The organism is Streptococcus suis (assembly GCF_902702775.1).
GTDB lineage: Bacteria > Bacillota > Bacilli > Lactobacillales > Streptococcaceae > Streptococcus > Streptococcus hashimotonensis.
The window spans coordinates 550,047-573,241 of the sequence record NZ_LR738724.1; the positions used below are offsets into that span (position 1 = coordinate 550,047).

General features: G+C 41.7%; 25 protein-coding genes. 23 read left to right on the forward strand and 2 right to left on the reverse strand.

The genetic code is table 11. The features are described 5' to 3' along the window. The first annotated feature begins 92 nt into the window (after window positions 1-92). The 5 genes from GPW69_RS02835 to GPW69_RS02855 all read left to right on the forward strand — a co-directional run bounded on the left by GPW69_RS02835 (window position 93) and on the right by GPW69_RS02855 (window position 4,319). Entirely contained in the window at window positions 93-851 is a 759-nt protein-coding gene (locus GPW69_RS02835) for an ABC transporter ATP-binding protein (protein WP_074391527.1), read from the forward strand. 1 nt (window position 852) lies between these two features. Then, window positions 853-2,856 (forward strand): ABC transporter permease, encoded by a 2,004-nt coding sequence (locus GPW69_RS02840; RefSeq protein WP_074391526.1) that lies wholly within the window; start codon window positions 853-855, stop codon window positions 2,854-2,856. 194 nt (window positions 2,857-3,050) lie between these two features. Beyond that, window positions 3,051-3,209 carry a hypothetical protein gene (locus GPW69_RS02845; RefSeq protein ID WP_171841466.1) on the forward strand — a complete coding sequence of 53 codons (159 nt, stop codon included), beginning with the start codon at window positions 3,051-3,053 and terminating at the stop codon, window positions 3,207-3,209. Continuing rightward, window positions 3,206-3,523, forward strand: a complete 318-nt coding sequence (locus tag GPW69_RS02850) for a PadR family transcriptional regulator (RefSeq protein WP_024408398.1) — start codon at window positions 3,206-3,208, stop codon at window positions 3,521-3,523. Before GPW69_RS02845 ends, GPW69_RS02850 begins: the two co-directional genes overlap by 4 nt. Window position 3,524: 1 nt before the next feature. Next, entirely contained in the window at window positions 3,525-4,319 is a 795-nt protein-coding gene (locus GPW69_RS02855; RefSeq protein ID WP_024384972.1) for a DUF1129 domain-containing protein, read from the forward strand. A gap of 317 nt (window positions 4,320-4,636) precedes the next feature. On the opposite strand, the gene GPW69_RS10770 is transcribed toward GPW69_RS02855, so the two are convergent. After that, the gene (locus GPW69_RS10770) at window positions 4,637-4,729 is read right to left on the reverse strand and encodes a type I toxin-antitoxin system Fst family toxin (protein WP_109371243.1); all 93 of its coding nucleotides are present in this window, start codon (window positions 4,727-4,729) and stop codon (window positions 4,637-4,639) included. A 340-nt stretch (window positions 4,730-5,069) separates the two neighbouring features. Here GPW69_RS10770 and GPW69_RS02865 point away from each other — a divergent pair, with 340 nt between their 5' ends. From GPW69_RS02865 to GPW69_RS02930, 14 genes are all read left to right on the forward strand, one after another. After that, window positions 5,070-5,306, forward strand: a complete 237-nt coding sequence (locus GPW69_RS02865; RefSeq protein WP_004194840.1) for a DUF2829 domain-containing protein — start codon at window positions 5,070-5,072, stop codon at window positions 5,304-5,306. After that, on the forward strand, window positions 5,299-5,997 hold the full coding sequence (locus GPW69_RS02870) for a 3-oxoacyl-ACP reductase (RefSeq protein ID WP_044693640.1): 699 nt from the start codon (window positions 5,299-5,301) through the stop codon (window positions 5,995-5,997). Before GPW69_RS02865 ends, GPW69_RS02870 begins: the two co-directional genes overlap by 8 nt. A 10-nt stretch (window positions 5,998-6,007) precedes the next feature. Next, a complete protein-coding gene (locus GPW69_RS02875) occupies window positions 6,008-6,559 on the forward strand; it encodes a GNAT family N-acetyltransferase (RefSeq protein ID WP_024384970.1) in 552 nt (183 codons plus the stop codon). Further along, on the forward strand, window positions 6,556-7,029 hold the full coding sequence (locus GPW69_RS02880; RefSeq protein WP_024384969.1) for an ASCH domain-containing protein: 474 nt from the start codon (window positions 6,556-6,558) through the stop codon (window positions 7,027-7,029). Before GPW69_RS02875 ends, GPW69_RS02880 begins: the two co-directional genes overlap by 4 nt. Before the next feature lie 65 nt (window positions 7,030-7,094). Continuing rightward, window positions 7,095-7,409, forward strand: a complete 315-nt coding sequence (locus GPW69_RS02885) for a hypothetical protein (RefSeq protein WP_024384968.1) — start codon at window positions 7,095-7,097, stop codon at window positions 7,407-7,409. A gap of 304 nt (window positions 7,410-7,713) precedes the next feature. After that, window positions 7,714-9,096, forward strand: a complete 1,383-nt coding sequence (glmU, locus tag GPW69_RS02890) for a bifunctional UDP-N-acetylglucosamine diphosphorylase/glucosamine-1-phosphate N-acetyltransferase GlmU (RefSeq protein WP_024390222.1) — start codon at window positions 7,714-7,716, stop codon at window positions 9,094-9,096. A gap of 8 nt (window positions 9,097-9,104) precedes the next feature. Next, entirely contained in the window at window positions 9,105-9,650 is a 546-nt protein-coding gene (locus tag GPW69_RS02895; RefSeq protein WP_004194850.1) for an NUDIX hydrolase, read from the forward strand. Window positions 9,651-9,660: 10 nt separating this feature from the next. Further along, on the forward strand, window positions 9,661-9,981 hold the full coding sequence (macP, locus tag GPW69_RS02900; RefSeq protein WP_002936700.1) for a cell wall synthase accessory phosphoprotein MacP: 321 nt from the start codon (window positions 9,661-9,663) through the stop codon (window positions 9,979-9,981). Between the two features lie 8 nt (window positions 9,982-9,989). Next, a complete protein-coding gene (locus GPW69_RS02905; RefSeq protein WP_029188668.1) occupies window positions 9,990-10,679 on the forward strand; it encodes a 5'-methylthioadenosine/adenosylhomocysteine nucleosidase in 690 nt (229 codons plus the stop codon). 351 nt (window positions 10,680-11,030) lie between these two features. Next, complete coding sequence (locus GPW69_RS02910) at window positions 11,031-11,879, forward strand: pyridoxamine kinase (RefSeq protein ID WP_074391525.1); 849 nt, start codon at window positions 11,031-11,033, stop codon at window positions 11,877-11,879. Further along, window positions 11,876-12,406, forward strand: coding sequence for an ECF transporter S component (locus GPW69_RS02915; RefSeq protein ID WP_044679714.1), 531 nt, complete (start codon window positions 11,876-11,878; stop codon window positions 12,404-12,406). Before GPW69_RS02910 ends, GPW69_RS02915 begins: the two co-directional genes overlap by 4 nt. A 344-nt stretch (window positions 12,407-12,750) precedes the next feature. Continuing rightward, window positions 12,751-16,983 carry a SpaH/EbpB family LPXTG-anchored major pilin gene (locus tag GPW69_RS02920; RefSeq protein ID WP_044679713.1) on the forward strand — a complete coding sequence of 1,411 codons (4,233 nt, stop codon included), beginning with the start codon at window positions 12,751-12,753 and terminating at the stop codon, window positions 16,981-16,983. After that, window positions 16,970-18,508, forward strand: a complete 1,539-nt coding sequence (locus tag GPW69_RS02925; protein WP_074391524.1) for a SpaH/EbpB family LPXTG-anchored major pilin — start codon at window positions 16,970-16,972, stop codon at window positions 18,506-18,508. Before GPW69_RS02920 ends, GPW69_RS02925 begins: the two co-directional genes overlap by 14 nt. Before the next feature lie 21 nt (window positions 18,509-18,529). After that, a complete protein-coding gene (locus GPW69_RS02930; protein ID WP_074391523.1) occupies window positions 18,530-19,405 on the forward strand; it encodes a class C sortase in 876 nt (291 codons plus the stop codon). 264 nt (window positions 19,406-19,669) lie between these two features. On the opposite strand, the gene GPW69_RS02935 is transcribed toward GPW69_RS02930, so the two are convergent. After that, on the reverse strand, window positions 19,670-20,473 hold the full coding sequence (locus GPW69_RS02935) for a peptidylprolyl isomerase (protein ID WP_029171894.1): 804 nt from the start codon (window positions 20,471-20,473) through the stop codon (window positions 19,670-19,672). 143 nt (window positions 20,474-20,616) lie between these two features. Here GPW69_RS02935 and GPW69_RS02940 point away from each other — a divergent pair, with 143 nt between their 5' ends. The 4 genes from GPW69_RS02940 to GPW69_RS02955 all read left to right on the forward strand — a co-directional run bounded on the left by GPW69_RS02940 (window position 20,617) and on the right by GPW69_RS02955 (window position 23,062). Next, on the forward strand, window positions 20,617-20,970 hold the full coding sequence (locus GPW69_RS02940) for a DUF2500 domain-containing protein (protein WP_044683780.1): 354 nt from the start codon (window positions 20,617-20,619) through the stop codon (window positions 20,968-20,970). Between the two features lie 84 nt (window positions 20,971-21,054). Beyond that, complete coding sequence (locus GPW69_RS02945) at window positions 21,055-21,432, forward strand: VOC family protein (protein ID WP_024407510.1); 378 nt, start codon at window positions 21,055-21,057, stop codon at window positions 21,430-21,432. Continuing rightward, on the forward strand, window positions 21,433-21,972 hold the full coding sequence (locus GPW69_RS02950) for a cytochrome P450 family protein (RefSeq protein ID WP_074391522.1): 540 nt from the start codon (window positions 21,433-21,435) through the stop codon (window positions 21,970-21,972). A gap of 103 nt (window positions 21,973-22,075) precedes the next feature. Then, a complete protein-coding gene (locus GPW69_RS02955; protein WP_074391521.1) occupies window positions 22,076-23,062 on the forward strand; it encodes a LacI family DNA-binding transcriptional regulator in 987 nt (328 codons plus the stop codon). Window positions 23,063-23,195: the final 133 nt, after the last annotated feature.

Genomic DNA, 23,195 nt, shown 5'->3' on the forward strand with positions numbered 1-23,195 from the left:
TACAAAACTGTCACGTAAATGAAAGCTAAGGCTATGGTAGTTTATCTTGGGACCGTGTAGAATGAAGGTAGAAAAAGAAAAGGAGTCAAGTTATGTCAGTTTTAGATGTTCAACACGTTCAAAAGATATACAGTTCTCTCTTTAAGGCGGGACAGGTTGAGGCTTTGACGGATATTCATTTTACAGTGGAAAAGGGTGAATATGTCGCTATTATGGGTGAGTCTGGTTCTGGAAAATCCACCTTGCTCAATATTTTGGCAACCCTTGATAAGCCAACGCAGGGCAAGGTCTTGCTTAACGGATTGGATACCCAGTCTATCAAGAGCAAGGAAGCGGCAGCCTTTCGTCGGGAGAAATTGGGCTTTGTCTTCCAAGATTTCAATCTCTTGGATACCCTCTCTGTCAAGGACAATGTGCTCTTACCTCTGGTTTTATCCCGCTATCCGATTGATGAGATGAACAAGCGACTCGTTCATACGCTCAATAGTCTGGGAATTGCGACCTTGCAAGACAAGATGCCCTACGAGATTTCGGGTGGTCAGCAGCAGCGAGTTGCGGTGGCGCGTGCCATTATTACCCAGCCAGAAATCCTCTTAGCGGATGAGCCGACTGGGGCTCTCGACTCTAAATCAACGGCAACTCTTCTAGATATTTTTGAAAAAATCAACCAAGAAGGGCAAACCATTCTGATGGTAACCCACTCGACAGTGGCAGCTAGTCGTGCCAAACGGGTCCTCTTCATCAAGGATGGCATCCTCTACAATCAAATCTACCGAGGTGAGAGAACCAGTCAGGAAATGTATCAACTGATTTCAGATACCTTGACACTTATGGCGAATCGAGGTGAGTAATATGTTTGGACTAACCTTTCGATTGGCTCTGACCAATCTTAAAAAGAACTTCAGGCTCTATTTTCCCTATGCCCTGATGACCATCTTGTCCACAGCCATTGCCTATATTTTTGCCTCGCTTGCCTTTCATCCTGATTTAGGTCAGGTCAAGGGGGCCAATGGAGTGATTCAAGTGCTGGGCTTCGGTATGATTGTGGTTATGCTGGCCGTTGCCATCATGGTCTTCTATGCCAATAGTTTTGTTATGAAGCAGCGGTCAAAAGAGTTTGGTGTCTATAGCATTCTTGGGCTGGAGAAAAAACATCTCTTCTTGATGACTTTTCTAGAAAATCTGGTCTTTTCAGTCGGTACCATTCTATCTGGCTTGCTCTTGGGACTGGCTCTAGATAAACTCTTCTATGCGCTCTTGCTGAAAGCCATGCAGATGCCTGTGGTCCTGGCTTCAACCTTCCAGTTGAAAAGTCTAGTCACTGTACTTATCTATCTCTTCGGTATTTTCGCCTTGGTCAGCCTCTTTAATATTGGGAAGTTGGGCTTGACCGACTCGCTCAAACTAGTTCAGGGCAAGAAGCGTGGGGATAAGAAAACAGGCTTCCTCTGGCTACAAACCCTCTTAGCTATTATTTTACTGGGGTCAGGCTATGCCATTGCCCAGCTAGTGACCAATCCTTTTCAGGCGGTTCCGAGTTTCTTTGGAGCGACTCTTCTGGTTATCCTTGGGACTTATTTGCTTTTCCAAGCAGGTGTTATCAGTCTCTTAAACTGGCTAAAGAACCGTCAGACCTGTTACTACAAGCCTGAGAATTTTATTTCTGTATCCAACTTGATTTTTCGCATGCGGAAAAATGCTCTGGGCCTTGCGACCATTACCATCCTCTCCAGTATGTTCTTGGTAACTATGGTTGGAGGACTTAATATATACATCGGTGGCAAAGATTATATTGCCAATCAAAATCCAAATGACTATTCGATCGATGTTGGAATGCAACCAACCACTTCAAAAGATCAAACGGAGGAGTGGGCGGAAGCTATCTTAGAAGAGACAGATATTCCAGTTGAAAGTAAGGTAGTCTATCCTTATCAGCAAGCCTATTTTTCTGAGGTGACAAACCAGCAAGTAAGATTTTTGACGGATGAAGAGGCCGCTGGTATGGATTTCTCTGATCGAGTGGGGATCGGTTTTGTCCTTGATCAAGCCAGCTATGAAAAGATGACAGGAGAAGCACTCCAGTTGGCATCTGACCAAGTGGCAATTTTTAGTAAGGGAGTCCAGTATAAAGCTGGTCAAACCCTCACCTTTGATGAAAAGGAGATGGAAGTTGCCCAAGTCTTGCCCAAGAATGTGACTTTAGGACATCTACCAGACCATGGTTCCTTCCTTCTCAGCCAGTATCTGGTCATTGTTGTTCAAGACTTGGCTGTTTTTGAAAATCAAGCCGAAAATCGCTATTATATGGGATTTGAAAGCAGTCTATCAGAAGAAGAGCAGGTAGATAGCCATGACACCTTTTTATCAGGAAGTTTTGAAAGTGAGCTTTGGGAGTCCAATATATTACCGAATGGAACGAACGCCATCAGTCTCGCCTATCGTGCCTATGCGATGCGTGGTTTCTTCAGTTTTGCAGGTTCACTTTTCTTCATCGGCCTCTTGCTATCGCTCATCTTTTTGATGGCGGTGGTGCTGGTGATTTACTTCAAACAGATTTCAGAAGGCTATGAAGACAGAGATCGCTTCGTCATTATGACTAAGGTTGGTCTGGATGAGGATCAGACGAGACAGTCCATTCGCAAGCAATTGCTGACCGTCTTTTTTCTACCTATCCTACTTGCCTTTGTCCATCTTGCCTTTGCCTACAAGATGCTATCATCCATTCTTTTGTCTATAGGCGTGGTTAATGCAGGGCTTATGTTGCAGGTGACAGCAGGCATCTGTGGAGGCTATCTCCTCCTCTACCTAGTGGTCTATGCCATCACAACACGATCTTACAAACAGATTATTTCCTAAACTTGGGGTGACCCAAGTTTTTTATTTTCTTTACAAATTTTAACTATTTTGTTTTACAAACTAGCTACCTTGTGTTATACTATAGGTACAAAACTAATAGGTAAAACAAACTGGTGATAGAAGACAAAGAAAATCACTTTTATTTTTATCAGACTAATTGGTATTACAAACTAGATAGAAGTATAACATATAAATTGGACAAGAAGAAACGTGAAAACTGGAAACTAGCAGGCATCACGCTTGTGACGGCGATTATAACAGGTTGGGCCTTGGATTCTATTTTGATCTTAGGCACCATGTTAGCGTCAGGCTTGCTGTTTGGATTTTTTGTAGAGGAAGAGGAGGACTTATGAAAGAAACCCAGATGCTCAAGGGAGTCCTAGATGGCTGTGTTTTGCAGATAATCAGCCAGAAGGAGATTTATGGTTATGAGCTGGTCCAGGAGTTGAGAAATCAGGGCTTTGAAAACATGGTCGGAGGGACAGTCTATCCCCTCCTTCAGAAGTTAGAGAAAAATAACCTGATTTTTAGTCAGAATAAGCCCTCGCCAGACGGGCCAGATAGAAAGTATTTTTATCTGACAGACCAGGGAAAGGCTTATCTAGAAGATTTTTGGAGCCAGTGGACGGAATTGGTCCAAAAGGTTCAGCGATTGAAAGGAGAGTAGGATGAGCAAACAAATGGAATACCGCAAGCAGATTGAAGTGATTGAAAGCCAATTGACCAAGGAAAACAAGGAGTATATGGGCCGTATCAATGGTTATATGATGATTGCCTCTGTCTTTCACAGGCAGGAAGAAGCAGTGACTGCCCAGCTCTTATCCATTTACCAAGATGTTCTGGAAGCCCAAAAAGACGGGCTTTCGGCGGAGGATTTTCTGGGTAAAGATAGCAAGCAGATGGCGGATGACCTACTCAGCTACCTCCCTCCGATTGGTTTCAGGGAAGTCGCAAACCTGAGTGGCCTCATGCTCATTATTTACCTTGGTAGCCAATGGCTGATGGATTTTGCAGGGACGGGAACCATCTCCCTCAACTGGCTGGGTTTGATCTGCGACGCGCTACTTAGCCTCCTCCTCCCCGCTGGTATTTTCCTCGTCATTCGCGGTTTGATTTACCAGACTAGCAAAATCAAGATATGGGCAAGCTTTCTCTGCATTCCCCTTCTTTTTCTTGTGATTTGCGGACTTCGTCTCTGGGCAATGCCCAAGGAACCTGACCTAGTCTTGACTGGCTGGGGGCTTCTAGTACCACTCGCCTTGCTCGGTCTCACTCTGCTATTTTTCCAAAAGGAAAAATTAGTCCGCTATGTCTTTTTACCGACCTATCTCTTCATGATTGTTGGCGGTGTAGTAAATATGGTCATGACCGTTCCCGTTTGGCTCAATCTGATGTTGGTGATTCTTCCAGCTATGGCCTTTTGGATTGGAACTGCGGTTTTGTTGGTGGGGAAAAAGAAATAGACGGCATATTTTGGTATAATGGAGTGAGGTTTGTAGGGTTCGATTGATAGACTGGAAATAAGAAGTCACCTTCGGCGCGTTATGCTAATCCCTCGTGTCAGGTAAACTGCGGGGGTATTCTGATACTAGACTATATTTTGCCAATTTAGAGATAGTCTATGAATAGCTAACGTAAATAAACTATTTGACAATTGAATAGAGGGGTGCTATACTCTAAGTAATGATAAGTAGTTCTAAAGGAACACAAAAAGCCCCCAACGTGCCAGCGTTGAGGGTTTTCTTTTTGGCTCTTAGCTATTTAAAGCTATGCCCTAGGGTTATTTGTTGCGTGAGTTGAGCCAATACTCAAACAATGCTGTCAGGATAGATACCAGCAAAGGAGCAACAAACGTGATGATAAAAAGTTCCATTAGAACACTTCACCCCCTTTCTATCCCAAAGGGGCAAGGAAAGTATATCAGAATACCGATTGACCTTTCAATCGCTCGAATTCATCCCTATTTGTTTCTTTTTAATCAAATTATGGATATTTTCTGCTTTCTAGCAAGAAGCACCCCTGTTTAAACGGAATATCCAGTAAAATAGGAGACAGAAGATGACCTGCAGAAAAAAGATGCTGTTTCATATTACAAAAAAGCCATCAATAATCTCTAGGGTGAATACGAGGGTGAACAAATTACTAAATCAACGCATTACAAGGTTACAGAAACCTTATTAAATCAACATTTATAGACAACAAAGGAGAAAACCATGACATTTGAAGAGATTTTACCAGGCCTCAAGGCCAAGAAAAAGTACGTTCGCACAGGCTGGGGCGGAGCGGAGAACTACGTCCAGCTCTTTGACACGATTGAGGTTCACGGGCAAAAACTGGAGGCGACGCCCTATTTCCTCATCAACGTGACAGGCGAGGGCGAAGGCTTCTCCATGTGGAGCCCGACCCCCTGCGATGTCCTTGCGACCGACTGGGTAGAAGTCCATGACTAAGACAGCCCTCATCACCGGCGTTTCCAGTGGCATTGGTCTTGCACAAGCGCGGATTTTTTTGGAAAATGGCTGGCGTGTCTACGGGATTGACCAGGCCATCAAGCCTGATTTGGCAGGTGATTTCCACTTTCTACAACTGGACCTGACTGGCGATTTATCACCAGTCTTTTCGTGGTGCCAGACAGTTGATGTTCTATGTAACACCGCAGGCATTCTAGACGATTACCGCCCCCACCTAGATATTGAGGAGGAAGAATTAGCTCGGGTCTTCTCGGTGAATTTTTTTGCGGTGACAAGACTAACCCGCCCTTATCTGCAGCAAATGGTGGACAGACAGTCAGGCATCATTATCAATATGTGCTCCATTGCTTCTAACCTTGCAGGCGGCGGAGGCTCGGCTTACACCGCCTCCAAGCACGCTTTGGCAGGTTTTACCAAGCAGTTGGCTTTGGACTATGCCAAGGATAAGGTACAGGTATTTGGTATTGCCCCAGGTGCTGTCCAGACAGGCATGACCCAGAAAGATTTTGAGCCAGAGGGATTAGCCGATTGGGTGGCAGACCAGACCCCTATCGGACGCTGGACCCAGCCCAGCGAAATCGCAGAGCTGACCTTCATGCTGGCTACTGGCAAACTCGCTTCCATGCAAGGCCAGATTGTCACTATTGACGGTGGCTGGAGTTTGAAGTAGGGGGAATGTTATGATTCTTGAATCTAATCGCCTTTTGCTCCGTCCTTGGAGCGAGTCAGACACAGTTGACTTATTTTCTCAGGCCAGTCATCCAGATGTAGGACCCGCAGCAGGTTGGCCAGTTCATCAAAGTCTGGAAGAAAGTCGAGAGATTATCAAGACAGTCCTCAGCCAACCCGGAACCTATGCCCTTGTCCTCAAGGAAACAGGTCAGGTCATTGGCAGTATTGGTCTCATGATTGGCAAGCAGAGCGGTCTTGATTTGCCAGATTCAGAAGCAGAACTGGGCTACTGGCTTGGCCAGGGATTTTGGGGACAAGGCCTGGTACCAGAGGCTAGTCAAGCTATACTGAACTACGGCTTTACTCAACTGGATTTAGATAAAATCTGGTGTTGTGCATTTGTAGAAAATAGCAAGTCTCTGCGTGTACAAGAAAAGCTGGGTTTTGTATACCAATACCTCTTGGAAGATGTGCATTTCCCACTCATTGATGAAGTTCGTACCGAACGAGTGAGTTTATTGACGAGAGAGGAATGGTATTCTAGAAAGGAAAAACCATGACACCAACACAACTCTGGCAAGATTTTCTTGCCATCAATTCCCAAGCTGGTCCTGAGCCGGAGGCCTGGGCCTTTGGGGCGGAAGCTGATTGGCTGGCTGATTTGGTAGCCAAGGGCATCAAAACCTCGACTAGCTCTGCTCATGCCCTTTACGCAGTAGAGGGAGAAGAAATCCCTATAGCTGGTGGCTATGACATCATTCTTGACGGGCAAGGTCAGGCTGTGTGCATTATCCAGACCACCAAGGTCTATGTGACGCCCTTTTCCCAAGTGACGGAAAATCATGCCTATAAGGAGGGGGAGTTCCGTCAGGAAGGTGACTTGTCTGACATAAAAGCGAAAAGTCTGATTCACTGGCGACAGGTCCATGAAGAGCTTTTCACTATCTGGCTGGCAGAAGCAGGCCTGTCCTTCTCAGAAGATATGCTGGTCGTCTGTGAAGAATTTGAATTGGTTTACCCTAAAAATTAGGTCCTCTCTTGTTTATTTTAAGTTGTTTATATTATAATAATATAAAATTAAACAAGGAGGTTTCTATGAATAAGGAACGTGTCATCAATTTATTGGACCAGCTTTCTTCTATTCTTGCTGGAAAAGAGGAGGAGATTGGCAAAGAGAAGACAGGGAAGTTGCAGTCGGTCTTGCTTGTTGCCAAGGAAGATGTGGCTAGTAAGGAAGGAGTGGCTTTGGCAAATAGTTTGTCAGGTTTTGTGCAGACCATTTCTAATGCTAGTCTTCCAGGTGCCAATCTCCGTTTTACAGACCAAGAACGCCCTGTTTGGGAAGAGTTTAAAGCCTTGACAGAGAAAGCAAGAGAAGATGGTCAACGAGGCCTTCATTTAACAATCTAAGGAGCTTAGGCTCCTTTTTCTATCCTAGATTGTAGCATCTTTCTTGAACCTGGCATTAAAACAGTCTAGGCTATTCAGTGAAGTGTTTCAGCCTAAACCTAGAAAGGTAAAAGCGAGGAAAAGGTTGAGATGTTGGCGGTAGTAGGTTCACATCATTCAGGGACTACAGTTAGCCCAGACTAGATGCTTGGAAGTGAGAGGGATACTTTGCATTTTGTCGAGTTATATTTCACTTCTTCCGCTATTTTCCAAAAACATCAAAATTTGCTATAATAGGAGTATATCATTGAAAAGAGAGAAAACTATGAGCAATAACTATGCAATTATCCTAGCGGCGGGTAAGGGAACTCGCATGAAGTCTGACTTGCCAAAGGTCTTACACAAAGTGGCAGGAATTACCATGTTGGAGCATGTCAAACGGGCTGTTGATGCTATGGAACCTGCTAAAACAGTAACCATTGTCGGTCACAAGGCAGAATTGGTGCAGACTGTTCTCGAAGGGCAGTCAGAGTTTGCCCTTCAATCTGAACAGTTGGGGACAGGCCACGCCGTTATGATGGCTGAGCCAGCTCTTGCAGGTTTGGAAGGTCAGACCCTTGTTATCGCAGGGGATACACCGCTGATTACAGGAGAAAGCTTGAAGAACCTCATTAACTTCCATGTCAGCCACAAGAACGTTGCGACTATCTTGACAGCTCAGGCTGATAACCCATTCGGATATGGTCGGATTATTCGCAATGCTGATGGGGAAGTGCAAAAAATTGTTGAGCAAAAAGATGCCAACGATTTTGAAAAACAAGTGAAAGAAATCAATACAGGAACCTACTTGTTTGATAATAAACGTCTTTTTGAAGCGCTTAAAGATATTAATACGGACAATGCCCAAGGTGAGTACTATCTGACAGATGTTATTTCGATTTTCCGTCAGGCAGGCGAAAAGGTTGGTGCCTATGTATTGCGTGATTTTGATGAAAGTTTGGGTGTCAATGATCGCGTCGCTCTTGCGACTGCAGAAGCTGTTATGCGCAAACGAATCAATGAAAAACACATGGTCAATGGTGTGACATTTATCAACCCAGATGCTACCTATATTGATATTGATGTTGAGATTGGCGCAGAAGCTGTTATCGAAGCTAATGTTGTCTTGAAAGGTCAAACGGTGATTGGTGAACGCACTGTCTTAACCAATGGTACCCGTGTATGTGACTCCAAAATTGCAGCAGATGTCGTTATCAGCAACTCAGACATTGAAGAATCTGTCATTGAAGAAGGTGTGACGGTAGGACCATACGCCCATATTCGTCCAGGCAGTCTCTTGAAAAAAGATGTTCACGTTGGAAACTTTGTGGAAATCAAGGCCTCTACACTTGGTCAAGGAACGAAGTCTGGTCATTTGACCTACCTAGGAAATGCAACGATTGGCAATAATGTTAACGTTGGTGCTGGCGCCATCACTGTCAATTACGACGGTAAAAATAAATTTAAAACAACCGTTGGAGATAATGCCTTTGTTGGCTCTAACTCAACCATTATCGCACCAGTAACTATTGGGGACAATGCCTTGTTGGCTGCAGGTTCTGTTATTACAAAAGATATTCCAGAGGATGCCATCGGTATTGGTCGTGGTCGTCAAGAAAACAAAGAAGGCTATGCGACTCGTTTTCCGTTCCATCCAAGTCAAAAATAGGTAATCGTATGAATTTTGAAGAAAAAACCATTGAGCGGACAGAAATTTTTAAAGGGCACATTTTTGATGTAGTAGTAGATGATGTTGCCTTGCCAAATGGTGGAACTGGTAAGCGCGAACTCATTTTCCACAAGGGAGCAGTTTGCGTTTTAGCCGTCACCCCAGAAGGTAAAATGATTTTAGTCAAACAATACCGCAAGGCTATTGAACGTACTATTTATGAAATTCCGGCGGGGAAATTGGAGCTGGGCGAAGAAGATACGCTTGAAGATGCTGCTTTGCGTGAATTAGAAGAAGAAACAGGCTATACTAGTGACAAACTGACCTTGTTGGCAGATTTCTATTCAGCCATCGGTTTCTGTAATGAACGGATTCGCCTTTATTTAGCAGATAACCTTATCAAGGTTGAAAATCCTCGTCCAATGGATGAAGATGAGGTTATCGAATTACATGAGGTAACCTTGGAAGAGGCTTTGAACTTGGTGGCTACTGGCGATATTTGTGATGCAAAGACCATCATGGCTATCCAATATTTACAACTCATGAGAAAGTAGGAAACTAGCAATGGGCAAGCCCTTGTTGACGGATGAAATTTTAGAGAAAGTGAAAAAGAAACAGTATTCCGACCAATCTAGCCAGTTTGGACACTATCGTCCAAACCAGGATATATCAATGGATGATGCTCTATTCGATCCATATCTAGAAGAAGATTATCAGGGATATGAAGAGGGACAAACGATCCGAATCCCGGTCAAACCTACTGTAGTAAAAAGTCGCCGTATCGAAACCATCAAGCGAGAAGCTTTCCGCAGTAAGGTAAACAAAATCCTTTTTTGGGTCATCATCTTACTGATAATGTTTATCATTGCAGTATTATTTATTTAGGAGAAGAGATGAAATTTGGAATTATCGCAGCCATGCCTCAGGAATTAAAGATTTTGGTCGAGCATCTACAAGATGCAACTGAAATCGATGTCTTGGGTCGAACTTACTATCAGGGACGAATCGGTCAACATGAAGTCGTTCTTGTTCAGTCAGGTATCGGTAAGGTTATGTCAGCTATGTCCGTGGCTGTTTTGGCAGATCGTTTTTCAGTTGATGTCATTGTTAATACTGGCTCGGCAGGAGCTGTTGCTGAAGGTATTGCCATCGGTGATGTGGTTGTAGCAAATCAATTGGCTTACCACGATGTGGATGTGACGGCTTTCGGCTATGCTTACGGGCAAATGGCAGGGCAGGAATTGTATTATCCAGCAGACCAAGCCTTGTTAGAACAGCTAAGAACCGTTTTAGCAGAGCAGGAAATGATTAGCCATGTGGGTCTGATTGTGACAGGTGACAGTTTTATCGCAGGTCAGGAGAGAATTGCTACAATCAAAACTCATTTTCCAGAAGTCCTTGCCGTAGAGATGGAAGGAGCAGCTATCGCTCAAGCAGCTGTCAATACAGGTAAGCCATTCTTGGTTATCCGTGCCATGAGTGACACAGCTCAGGGAGATGCCAATATCACCTTTGATGAATTTATTATTCAAGCAGGAGAACGTTCTGCCCAGACATTGATTGCCTTTCTGGAGAAAAATTAATACTCTTCGAAAATCAAAATTATCCGTTGTCAACTTCCTTGATGAGTGAAAAGCTCCAGTGGAGGTTTTCAGCCTGTTACCTTGAAATAAGATAGTAACAGAGTTCTATCTTCGGCTTCGTTTCCTAGGCTACTTTTGATTTTCATTGAGTATAAGCAGATTGTGACAACAATACATTGAAATAGGATGACAGTAGCAAAAAGTTGTTACTGTTTTTCTTATGCAGTGATTTGAGCCCGATATTATAAGGTTTCAGCCATCTGTCCCCATACAATTTATGATAAGAGTTATTGAAAAGCTCGTGAAAATACTTTACAATTTTGTTTAAGAAAAATAATTTAGGAGGTTGTTATGGTTCAGCGATTATTGCTTGCAAATGATTTACCTGGTGTGGGCAAGGTTGCCCTAGCCACTAGCATCCCAATTGCAGCAGCCTGTCAGGTAGAAACGATTCTTTTACCAACGGTACTACTTTCTTCTCATACGGGTGGTTTTCCAGATGTTGTCGTTAAAGATATGACTGACTTGAATCGAGCCTATTTTGAACAGTGGAAGAACTTGAATTTGGAGTTGGCAGGCATCTTGTCTGGCTACTGTGGAAATCCTCAGCAACTAAGTCAATTGGCTATGTATGCTAAACAAACAGAGACTTCGTTGATTGTTGATCCGGTCATGGGGGATGGAGGGAAGTTGTATACAGGTTTCACCCCTACCTATGTAGAAGCCATGAAAGAATTGATTCAGTCGGCCAAGCTCATTCTCCCCAATGTAACAGAGGCAGCTTTTTTGACAGGGAGGGATTATTTGGGAGCTTGCTACGATAGGGCGGCTATTGAGGACTTACTGGAAGCTTTAGCAGAGCAGGTATCAGCAGATATTGTACTGACAGGGATTTCCTTTGATGATAGCCAAATAGGTGTGGCCTATTTTCAGCAGGAAACAGGGAAAATAACTACCTATATGTCTAAAAAATATCCAGCAAATTTCTTTGGAACAGGTGACATTCTATCTACCTTGTTGGCAGTAGCAACCATCCAACAAATCAATCTCCATCAAGCCATCCCTCTAGCTTTAGAATTTATTGACAAGAGTTTAGAGCGTACTCTCGCTTTGGATAGAGACTTGAAATTTGGGATTTCCTTTGAACCTTTTCTAGCAGAATTACAGCAGGCATTTCAAACATTAAAGGAGAAATTATGAAACAGAATCAATTGCGTCAATTAACCGAAGTTAGTTTATTTGCAGCCCTTATTTGTGTGGTTGTCTTCTTTATTCGTATTCCTTTTGGGAGTCAATTTGTCCATCTAGGCAATGCTCTGGTGGTAGTAGGAGTACTAATCTTTGGTTCCAAAAAAGGGGCATTGGCAGCCTCACTCGGTCTAGGCATCTTTGATTTACTGTCGGGATATGCTTCCGTTGCTTGGATTACCATTCTAGAATCACTCATTGTCTGTTTTGTCCTCCACTTATTTTATGAAAAATTCCTACAGGCAAACGATAGTCTATCAAATATTATGTTGGTTGGGATAGTTGCAGCCCTCACAAAAATTATCTTAAACCTGTTGAAGTACACATTGACGGGGAGTTTAGTCGGTGGACTAACGCCATCAGCATCACTTTTAGCTGCTTTGGGTAGGATTTTAGGAACCTATGGCACTGCAATTACGACCATCATTGCTGTACCTATTCTTTATCAGGTATGTAAAAAGTTATATAAGAGAAAATAATTTATATAAAGTGTTAAAGTACGCTCATTGAATACAAGGTATTTCAATGGGGGTACTTTTATTGTTGTATTTTATATTTTGGCTCAATTTGAATAGATTTTTAAAATTGTTATCGGTATCAATTTTATTTAATTTTTTTATGAAAATGTATAAAAATGCATTGAAAACATGGACAAATAAGGGTTTTTCCGCGATTAGATAGCTTTTTCAGGAAGCTTGCCAGCTCATCTTAAATGTGTTATTATGCTTTACGAAAACGTTTGCGTAAAGACAAAGTGGAGATTGTCGAAAGAAAACAGTATAGTGATGTTCTTGATTTTTAAATAAATGAAAGAGAGATGCCTATGAAGTTTTTAAAGAAATTATTGGCAGGGCTTTTGGTTGTTTTTGTAACCTTAGCTAGTGGCTCGCTGGAAACAGTGGCATGGAGTCCTTATACGGACTTTCCTGACCAAAGTTTGCGTGAGTGGCCTACCAAAGACAGCAACTATGTTGCCAGCGACCTACCTGCCCCTCCTGCTATAGCTAACACTGTAGATATGGCGGATATGTTTCATTATCCACAGCTGATATATACAGGTTCAATATCCGATGATGCTGTTCAGACAGGTAAGTTGGCTAAAAATCGTTCCTATGTCACGGATATTGATACATCCGTAGCCGTCATCACACGTGATGCCAGATGGCAATCAGGGGTTATGTGGAGTTTGGAAGAGAATAAAATTAAGCTCAACGAACCCTTCCAGATGGTTAGTTATGTTTATCTAGGGAACAGAACCCAATATGATAAGAATTTTAATGGTCTCGGTGGTGCGGATGGTATTACCTTCACGATGCACAATGACAAGAAATCCGTTGCAGATATGCAAGCGGGGAATAAGATTGGTTCGGGAGACCTGAGCAATACAGGAATAAATGCCTACGGTGCTCTGGGGAACGGCTTGGGAGTATATGGTTCAAACTTTAGCGCAAACGTCAGCAGTGAAAAAAATAATATGGTTGATTTTTGGCGTGGTGTTGAAAATGGGATTACATTGGAGTTTGATACCTTTTTCAACGATAATAATACTACCCAACATTCAGATAATGACCTGACTTCGATTATCTACAATGAGAACCACAGCAATACGCAGTACGGTCACATTGCCATAAATTTATTAAATGATTTTAAAAATAATCGAGCAAATTACAATAAAGAGCCAGATAAAACAGCTAACAAGCATAAAATAAAGCTTAGTTTGGGATGGGATGGCGAGGTAGCGGATAAGACTAATCTTTACAGTTGGAATCTTTCTAACTGGCCAACCAGTAGTTTAGCAGATGGTAGATGGCATCGCCTCGAGGTGACTTGGACACCAGATACTGCTAGTAATACAGGGAATTTGAATTATACGATATATAAGCAAGGTCATGAGGGGTCCCGTAATATCGAATATAGCGACGATCGCTCCAAAGATGGTACGGATGTTATCTCTTATGATGTCGCAATCGGAACAGGTGACTATTCCCTTGAAAAGGTATTTGGTATTTCAGATCTAAATCATACGGTTTACTGGGGCTTCTCAGGGTCGACAGGAGGTTTCCTGAATAATCAGGCTGTTCAAATGGTGCAATTACCAATCTCGTATTACAATGCTGAATTGAGGAAAGAAGACCAGGATGGCAATTTAGTTTCTGATGCTATCTTTGAAATTGAAAAGAAAAATCCTGATACAGGTGAGTGGATTCCTCTGGAATTTTACAACCCAAGGACTGGAAGAACAGTTTCTCAGATTTCTACAGGCTCACACCGATTCTATCAAGGTGTAGTTGGAGAAGAGGGGATTTTGAAACTCTCGCAATTAACAGAAGGGACCTACCGTTGGAAAGAAATAGCAGCTCCTGAGGGCTACCAGCTTGATCAGGTATATTATCCAAATGAGGATGGTTTTGTTGTTAATTATGCGGAATCTCTCAAAGAAAATGCCTTTGTTTATACGGCTACAAATAAAAAAATATATCAACTTGAATTAATAAAAACTGATGCAGATACGGGTCAGGCGATAAATGATGTGCCCTTTGTTATTTCAAAGATTGAAAATGACATCTCACATTATCTGAAAATCAAGGCAGATAACACTGGCTTTGATTGGACAAGAATAGAGGGCGAGGCCAAACAATTTCTATCTGGCAAATCCTATTCTATAGGGGCAGATGGCCAAGTCTCTGAGCAAATTGGAGAAGATGGAAAAATCAGCATCCAGTATTTTCCAGATGCACCGAATCTCTTTTGGAAAGAAGTGTCCGTACCGACTGGATACAATTCTAAAACGATTCTGAGTGGATCGTTTACTACTGTAGCCGATAATAAATACAGCTATACGGCTAGTCAAAGAAATGAACGATTGTTCCAAATCAACTTAGAGAAAAAAGGTAGTGACACCAATGCTGCCTTGCAAGGAGCTGTTTTTGCTTTACAGGAAAAAGTTGGTTCCGAATGGATTCCTGTCAGCTATAGCGGGAAAACAGAATTCACTACGAATCTAGAAGGAAAAATCAGCATTCCAAATCTCGCTGCTGGGCGGTATCGATGGGAGGAAAAACAAGCTCCGGTAGGTTACCAACTTAGTCAGCAATATTATCCAAATGAAGATGGTTTTGTAGTAGCATATCGTGAGGGTCTGGAAGTTGACCAAGTGTATCATAATTATATCTTTGATACAACAACCGTTACGAATCAACCTAAGGATTTTGAGTTATTCTTGGAGAAAAAATCCTCTACATTCCAAAGACCGCTTGAAAATGTTGAATTCAAACTTTATTCAACACGTAATGGAGATACTTTTTCTGGAGAGTTGGCAAGAGTCAGAACAAATTCAGAAGGAAAAATTGTTTTTGGAAAGGATATTCTAAAAGCTGATAAAACCTATTATTTGGTTGAAAGTCAGACGATTGATGGTTTTATACGTTTAGAAGGTTACTTTACGATAACCACATCCAAAACAGATGGTATCAATATTACTTATGCGAAAGCAGATGGTGAAGAAGATTCGAGGCCGTTTGAATTTACCAGGGCAGACGACACTATCTACAAAGGTACTTTAGCAGTCTATAATAAGCGGAAGTCAATGTTACCCATTACAGGTGGGAATGGGATTGTCCCCTATATTGTCATTGGTGGCAGTTTGACGTTTCTTGCTTTACTCTTTTTCACACGAAAGCGATTTGTCAAATGGCTTTTTGTGATCATCATTGCAACAGCAGGGCTTATTGGGCAGAATACTAGGATTTTTGCACAAGAGCAAGGGCAGGTCACCATTGAGGTCAATCGTCTGATTTATCCAGTAACGGATACTCAATACAAATCAGGAAGTCCAGTAGCAGGGGCATACTTGGAAATTGTTGATGTTACGAATGAATTTTACGACCTGGTCCACTTGAATTCCTTATCGAGACTAGAGGCGCAGGAAACATTGAGTAAGGCGCAAAACGTCCAAGGTGAGAAAGTAGGTCAGGCTGTAACGGACGATAAAGGAAAGGCTTATTTCACTGTAGAAAAAATAAGTAGAGACCACCCGGCGGTCTACCTCATCAGGGAAAGGGTAACACCTGTTGCAGTTACACCTATGGAGCCGCTTGTAGTAGTATTACCCCTGTTAGATGATCAAGGGAAAGAGCGGTCTCAAATATCGGTTTATCCCAAATCACAGGGAACCTTTACTTTTGATAAAACAATAGATGGAAAGAGGGACAGTTACAGTTTGGGAGAACCCATTCATTACCGTCTGTCTACTATTCTTCCACAAGATATTGTAAACTTAGCAAGTTATGAATTAGAAGATGTTTATGATGTAGGTTTGGAATTTATCAGTGAAAGTCTGAGAGTCTCGATTGATGGACAGGAACAAGCGGGTCTCATAGAGTCAATCAGTCAGTCAGAAAATCGTTTTAAACTATCGTTTGATATTGCAAAACTCGCTCAGTTTGGCGGAAAAACACTAGACCTTACCTACAATATGGTTATTACCGATGAAGCTGCAATAGATCAACCATTGATAAATACAGCAACTCTCTATCCTGGAGATCTAACTCCATTAGTTGATAGGGAACAGGTGATAACAGGCGGTTTTCGATTTATCAAGCAAAAGGCAGGTGGAAACAAGTCTCCCTTAGCCAATGCAAAATTTATTATCAAGCATCCCGTTAATCAAACAATCCTTACCTATAAGGAAGGAAGGTATCAATTTGAAAAGGTAGCCCCTGAGGAAAAGGATGTTGTTCAACTGACTTCCGATGCCCAAGGTCATTTTGAGATAAAGGGATTGAGTTATGGCACCTATCTTCTAAGTGAGATACAAGCGCCATCAGGCTACATCTTAAATGAAAAGCCGATTACATTTACTATCTCTACCTCTACTTTTACGAAAGGGCCGATTTTATCGATATATAATGTTGAAAAACCTCGGATTCAGCTTCCTAAAACAGGGACAGCAACAACATCGTTAGCAGTTATCGGATTATTATGTTTAGTATCATCCATTATGATAAATAGGAGCAGATGCTCGTCTAAAAAGGAGAAATATAATGAAAAAGTTTAAGTTTTTTGCATTACTAGCGACTCTTTTAGTGAGTACGTTTAGCAGTTTACTGACACCGTTTGTGTCGGCTGACGAAACAGAAAAAGTATCAATTACATTACATAAGGTAAAGGACTATACAGGTACGATTACCAATACAGGTGAAATTCTAGCAGGAGATTTTAACTTTCTTCCTGGAATTACCTTTGATGTTTATGATGTAACGACAGAATATTATGCAGCCTATGATGCCTCTGTTGCGACAAAGTCAGTATCACAGGCGGTAAATGATGCGGTTGCCACTGTCAAAGGAACAGCTGGAGTGGCTCCATCAGGTAAGGTTGCATCTGCAACTCAAACAACAGGTCCAGATGGCAGTACTACATTCAGCCTTAATGCCAAATCTTCTGGCCGTAATGCAGTATATCTTTTTGTAGAACAAGCGAGCGAAGGGGTAACAACTGTTGCTGATAATCTGGTGGTAAGCCTTCCGATCTATAAACAGGGAACAAATGATACGGTATTGACATCCATTCACCTCTATCCAAAGAATATCACAAAAGATACACCGTTTGACAAAGATATTACCAGTCAAAAAAATAGTGCAAAACAAACGGATTTCTCTATTGGACAAACCATTGATTATAAATTAAAAACCACCATCCCAGCAGACATCGCTGCAACCAAATTAGTCGATGGTGTAGCTAAAAAATTGTACAATGTTTTCCAATTTGTAGATAGTTTTGAAACAGACCAACTTGTCTTTATCAATGAACCAGCTACTTACTCAGTAAAAGTGGCAGGCGGTCCTGTATTGGTAGCAACTGAGGACTATACTGTAACAGTAGCAGAACAAGGTAGTAAAACCACTGTCACAACGAAATTAACAGAAGCAGGTATTGAAAAATTAGCAAGTCATGCCAATAAAGAAATTGCTTTTAGCTATCAAATGAAGATTCATTCCCTCCAATATATTGATACGGGCATCGTCAATACCGCAAAAGCAATTTTTGGTAACGATGGTACTACAGGTATCAATAAATGGGACAAAGAAACACCAGAAGATTTTGAAACAGTAAAAACAGGTGGTTATAAGTTTAAAAAAGTTGATGTGAACAATGAGGCTAAAACTCTTGAGGGAGCAGAATTCGTCGTTCGCAAAAATACTACTGATTCTGCAGAATACTTCAAAGCAAGTGCCGAGGGTGGTCAATGGGTTACTTCTTATGAAGAAGCAACAAAATATACAACTGATTCAACAGGAATTGTGGATGTAAAAGGTCTCGAATATGGCACCTACCAACTTCAAGAAACAAAAGCTCCAGAGGGCTACGCTTTACCGACTGGTAAGGCAGCCTACACTCAATTTGAAGTAACAGCTAATTCTTATACGACTACTACAGGAGCTCCGCATAAACTCGTCAATACACCGAAAGGTTTCCTTCCTTCTACAGGTGGTACAGGAATTGTTCTTTTCGTTGCACTTGGAACTGTAATGATTGCTCTTGCAGGTACCTATTTTGTGTCTCGTCGTAAAGCAGCATAATGATAATGAACAGGGGAGAATATGGAGCGAACCAAGAAAAATACAAAAAGAAAAATAGTGGATACTGTTATGGGGGTCGTTCTGGCCTGTGGTATTGGCATTCTTTCCTATCCATTCATTAGAAATGGTTTGAATGACTTGATGAACCAACAAATCATTCAACATTACCAGCAGCAAGCAAATCAAAAAAGTGCCGAGGAATATCAACAAAAATTAGCCGAAATGGAGGCAAAAAATAAGCAATTTGCCTATCAAAATATCTCTCCCGGATTTGATCCTTTCTCCGAAGAGGCCAAAAAAATTGAAGATTTAAAAACGGTCTATGAAGACCATGTTTTGGGCGTTATTTCTATCCCTAAAATCCAAATCAGATTGCCTATTTTTGACCAAACCAGGGAGGACTTTCTCGCGCGTGGTGCAACCTATTTAGAAGGGACCTCCTTCCCAATCGGTGGAGAATCGACGCACTCGGTTATTTCTGGACATCGTGGTCTGACAGAAGCTAAATTGTTTACAGACTTACCAGACCTGGTTGAAGGGGATAGATTTTATATTGAGCTCAAAGAGTCTGAAATTCATGCCTACCAAGTAGACAAGATTCAAGTTGTTGATCCTAGTGACGTTAGTAGCCTACAGATTGTTGAAGGACAGGATTATGTCACGTTGGTGACTTGCACACCTTATATGGTAAATAGCCATAGGATTTTGGTTAGGGGACATCGTATCCCATACAAGGCGGAGATAATGGAAGCAGAAGTGAAGCAAGTCGCAGCCCTTCCAGTCAAGTACATCCCTCTGTTTATTGGAATACCTCTTTCATTTATCTTTTTGGCTATATTGTTAAAGAAATGCTGCGGAAAAATGAAGCCGTCACGTAAAAGTCATAAGAGAAATTAACCTAGCTTGGCTTCTTTAAATAATGTCTTTAAACTCGTGAAAAACAGTTGACACCCCTGTTTTCATAATATAATCTCCAATTTATGTCTTTCGTCTTCCTTTTGTTACTTAGGGATGATTGTTTTCTTCTTTCCGAATACCGATAATTTTTCTTTATAGAGTAAGAGTAAGCTGAAAGACCCTAGCAAACAGTAACTGGTTTTCACGTGATAAAAGAAACAGAGTGCCTACTCTCCGACAGGAGGTGGGCACTCTGTTTCTTTTTTAAAAGGTGTAATCTTTCAGAATCTCAATAGACTCAATTTTTACATCTGTTTTAGGTTTATCGCTATCATCTGTTTCGACGGAAGCGATTTTATCTACGATGTCCATCCCTTCGATGACTTGACCAAATACGGTATGCTTGCCATCTAAGTTTGGGTTGCCTCCGTTTTTATAAGCATCGATGATTTTACCAGGATAGCTAGAACTAGAAAGTTGGCTAGACATGTCTGTTGTATTTTGATTGATGAAAAACTGACTTCCATTTGTTCCTGCACCAGCATTTGCCATAGAAAGTGAGCCACGAATGTTATAAAGGAAAGCTGAAATCTCGTCTTTAAAACCATTTCCAGCATCGATAGTAGTATCTTTTCCGGCCCAGATAGACTCTCCACCAGTACCATTTCCAAGAGGATCGCCACCTTGAATCATGAAATCCTTAATGACACGATGGAAGATTGTTCCATTATAGTATCCTTCCTTGGCATGGGTCAGAAAGTTTTCTACAGTTAGTGGAGCTTGCTCAGGGAAGAGTTTTATAGTGATGTCGCCTTCGGTTGTTTTTATTTTAACAGCAGCCTCATTTTCACCAATTTCATTGGAAAGTTGGGGGAATGTAGCTTTAGGATTGTTAATGGCGTATGCCAAATCTTTGGCATATTGGCTAGAAGCAGTTGTATCAGCTGTCGTAGTCGAGCTTGAACTAGAGCTAGATGCTGTAGAAGATGAGCTATTAGCTGTCGAGTTGTTTGTGCAGGCAGTTAGCAAGATGCTCGAAGCTAGAGCAAGAGCTAGTATTTTTTTCATTGAAAATCCTTTCTTGGCTTGTTCAAAATTATGCTCATTCTACCATGAAATATGGATTTTTTCAATTTTTATCTAGTATAAAAAGTGTATCTAATTCAACAATATGATATACTATATTCACAAATGTAAAAAGGAGAATAGTGATGTTTGAGAACTTGTTTGGCCCAGATGGAAGCCTAGTATGGCATACGGTCCTTTTCTACAGTTTTTCTGCAATCATATTAGCGACGGTTTGTTTCCATATTATTAAAAATTTTATGGAATGGCACCATAACAATCAGGCCCCAAAAGAATCCTACAGGGCCAAGCTTGTCTCAAAACGAACTCATGTTTTTGGTAATGAAGTAGCACGAACCAATTATTATGTAACGTTTGAATGGGAGGGGAGACGGCAGGAGTTCCGTGTACGCTCGGACGAGTATGCCCTCTTGGCAGAGGGAGATGTAGGCAACCTGCATTTTCAGGGGACTCGCTTCCTAGGTTTTGAACGGCTTTAAGAGTCGTTTTTCTTTTGAAAATATCCCTACCTAGTGTATAATGGTCTGAACAGATATTCGTACAACACAAAAGAGGTATTTAAAATGATTCAATCAATCGGACAGGTTATGCTGTATGTCAATAATCCTGAAGCAGCCGCAAAATTCTGGAATGAAAAAGTTGGCTTTGAGCGTGTAGAACGCCAAGAACAAGGTCCGCAAGTTTCTTATGTTATCGCGCCAAAAGTAGATAGCGATGTTCAATTTGTTCTTCATGATAAGGCAGCAGTTGCTGAAATGCATCCAGAGATGTTTCTTGGTATTCCATCCATCTTGATGGCATCTGCAGATGTTGAAAAAACCTACCAAGAATTTATCGAACGCGGTGTCAATGCCAACCCAGTTATGGATCTTGGATTTATGAAAACTTTCAACTTTAGCGACGAAGAAGGCAACTATTACGCAGTACAAGAGGTAAAATAAATGTCAATTCAGAATCGGATTGAAGAAATGTACAAAGACCATGAGGTCAAGCCCTATATTTCCCCTGAACGTGACCTGGCAGCCTGGCTTTTGGAGGCCAAGCCCGTTCCAAAACGCAATATGATTCGGCTAGAAGAAGGTCTGCTGGCAGGGGACATTATCCTTCTCTGGCGTGTCAATTTTGGCACTTTTACAACTACGACGCCCTATTCCAAGTATTTTGAGTACATTTACGGCATCAACGGACCTGCCCACATGGAAAAGTTGTTGGCGGAAGGCTATGTTTATTTAGAGTCAGCCTTTGATTCGCTGGACCACATCACCTCCACTGCCAAGAAGAATATCCTCAAGGCAGAAGGCGTGACCGGTCTTTCCAAGATGAAGGCGGCTGACCTCGACACTGCCCTCAAGGACCACTTGACAGAAGAAAAACTAGCTCCCTACTTTGCTGTCCGTGGCTATGCCCTGACGGAAAAAGGCAGAGCTGCTCTGGATAATCACCCAGAAGTCATTGACAAACACCCAAAGAAGAAGATGTAGACTGGCAAGGCTGGTCTATTTTTTCTTGACAGAAAACGTTATCAATGGTATTCTAATATAAAATATTGAAACGTTTCAAAAACGAAATAGAAAGGAGCAAACAATGGAAGAGCAAAAATCAATTACTATGAAAGATGTAGCAAGACTAGCTGGTGTCAGTGTTGGTACGGTTTCTCGAGTTATTAATAAGGAGCCTGGTATTAAGGAAAGCACACTTGAAAAAGTTCAGACTGCCATTCAGGAATTAAATTACATCCCAGATGTTTATGCACGTGGGATGAAAAAGAACAAAACTGAAACCATTGCCTTGATTATTCCGACAGTCTGGCATCCATTTTTTGGAGAGTTTGCCTACCATGTCGAAGTGGCCCTTAGCAAGAAGAATTACAAGCTCTTGCTCTGTAATATCTCAGGACCAAAGCGGGAACTGGACTACCTAACTATGCTCCAGCAAAATAAGGTTGACGGCATCATTGCCATCACCTACAGTCCGATTGAGGATTACTTATCTTCTAACATCCCATTCGTCAGTATCGACCGCACCTATGAAAATAAGGCTATTCCTTGTGTCAGTTCGGACAACCAAGCTGGTGCGGAACTGGCAGCGGATACCTTGATTGCAAAAGGAGGTCGCCATTTTGCCTTTATCGGCGGGCACAATAAAACCATCAATGAAACTAAAAAGCGTCGATTGTACTTTGAAAAGCGGATTTTAGAAGCAGGTTTTCCTTGTCAGGTCTTGGACTTGGAAGAGCCATATGATGACTTTGTCGATCAAGTCGAAGCCTTTTTGCTTAAAAATCCACAGGTTGACGCCATTTTCACCATCAATGATTTTGTAGCTTTAGACACACTTGCTGTCTTGGAAAAACTGGGACGACGGGTTCCAGAAGATGTGCAGGTGATCGGCTATGACGGTATTCAGTTGGCAAACGAACGTTCTTTAGAACTTTCCACCATTCGTCAGCCTCTAGAGGCTATGGCCCAAGAAGCAGTTGCCTGTCTAGTCGATGTCATCGAGAAAAGAGAGCGTCCCCTCCAAGTTACGTTACCAATTTCTTATGTGGACGGAAAAACTACAAAAAATTAAAAAAAAAGCAGTTGACAGAAAACGGTTACAATGATAAAATAAAATCATCAATAAACAGTTGGTTTTATTTTTACAAGAAAAATGAAACGTTTCAAAAAGAGGTTTACATCCTCTTTCTAAAATCAATAAATTT

Bases quoted from the DNA above. Each gene is read 5' to 3' on its own strand.
- GPW69_RS02835 (WP_074391527.1), top strand. From the start codon at position 93: ATGTCAGTTTTAGATGTTCAACACGTTCAAAAGATATACAGTTCTCTC.
- GPW69_RS02840 (WP_074391526.1), top strand. From the start codon at position 853: ATGTTTGGACTAACCTTTCGATTGGCTCTGACCAATCTTAAAAAGAAC.
- GPW69_RS02850 (WP_024408398.1), top strand. From the start codon at position 3,206: ATGAAAGAAACCCAGATGCTCAAGGGAGTCCTAGATGGCTGTGTTTTG.
- GPW69_RS02855 (WP_024384972.1), top strand. From the start codon at position 3,525: ATGAGCAAACAAATGGAATACCGCAAGCAGATTGAAGTGATTGAAAGC.
- GPW69_RS10770 (WP_109371243.1), bottom strand. From the start codon at position 4,729: ATGGAACTTTTTATCATCACGTTTGTTGCTCCTTTGCTGGTATCTATC.
- GPW69_RS02865 (WP_004194840.1), top strand. From the start codon at position 5,070: ATGACATTTGAAGAGATTTTACCAGGCCTCAAGGCCAAGAAAAAGTAC.
- GPW69_RS02870 (WP_044693640.1), top strand. From the start codon at position 5,299: ATGACTAAGACAGCCCTCATCACCGGCGTTTCCAGTGGCATTGGTCTT.
- GPW69_RS02875 (WP_024384970.1), top strand. From the start codon at position 6,008: ATGATTCTTGAATCTAATCGCCTTTTGCTCCGTCCTTGGAGCGAGTCA.
- GPW69_RS02880 (WP_024384969.1), top strand. From the start codon at position 6,556: ATGACACCAACACAACTCTGGCAAGATTTTCTTGCCATCAATTCCCAA.
- GPW69_RS02885 (WP_024384968.1), top strand. From the start codon at position 7,095: ATGAATAAGGAACGTGTCATCAATTTATTGGACCAGCTTTCTTCTATT.
- glmU (WP_024390222.1), top strand. From the start codon at position 7,714: ATGAGCAATAACTATGCAATTATCCTAGCGGCGGGTAAGGGAACTCGC.
- GPW69_RS02895 (WP_004194850.1), top strand. From the start codon at position 9,105: ATGAATTTTGAAGAAAAAACCATTGAGCGGACAGAAATTTTTAAAGGG.
- macP (WP_002936700.1), top strand. From the start codon at position 9,661: ATGGGCAAGCCCTTGTTGACGGATGAAATTTTAGAGAAAGTGAAAAAG.
- GPW69_RS02905 (WP_029188668.1), top strand. From the start codon at position 9,990: ATGAAATTTGGAATTATCGCAGCCATGCCTCAGGAATTAAAGATTTTG.
- GPW69_RS02910 (WP_074391525.1), top strand. From the start codon at position 11,031: ATGGTTCAGCGATTATTGCTTGCAAATGATTTACCTGGTGTGGGCAAG.
- GPW69_RS02915 (WP_044679714.1), top strand. From the start codon at position 11,876: ATGAAACAGAATCAATTGCGTCAATTAACCGAAGTTAGTTTATTTGCA.
- GPW69_RS02920 (WP_044679713.1), top strand. From the start codon at position 12,751: ATGAAGTTTTTAAAGAAATTATTGGCAGGGCTTTTGGTTGTTTTTGTA.
- GPW69_RS02925 (WP_074391524.1), top strand. From the start codon at position 16,970: ATGAAAAAGTTTAAGTTTTTTGCATTACTAGCGACTCTTTTAGTGAGT.
- GPW69_RS02930 (WP_074391523.1), top strand. From the start codon at position 18,530: ATGGAGCGAACCAAGAAAAATACAAAAAGAAAAATAGTGGATACTGTT.
- GPW69_RS02935 (WP_029171894.1), bottom strand. From the start codon at position 20,473: ATGAAAAAAATACTAGCTCTTGCTCTAGCTTCGAGCATCTTGCTAACT.
- GPW69_RS02940 (WP_044683780.1), top strand. From the start codon at position 20,617: ATGTTTGAGAACTTGTTTGGCCCAGATGGAAGCCTAGTATGGCATACG.
- GPW69_RS02945 (WP_024407510.1), top strand. From the start codon at position 21,055: ATGATTCAATCAATCGGACAGGTTATGCTGTATGTCAATAATCCTGAA.
- GPW69_RS02950 (WP_074391522.1), top strand. From the start codon at position 21,433: ATGTCAATTCAGAATCGGATTGAAGAAATGTACAAAGACCATGAGGTC.
- GPW69_RS02955 (WP_074391521.1), top strand. From the start codon at position 22,076: ATGGAAGAGCAAAAATCAATTACTATGAAAGATGTAGCAAGACTAGCT.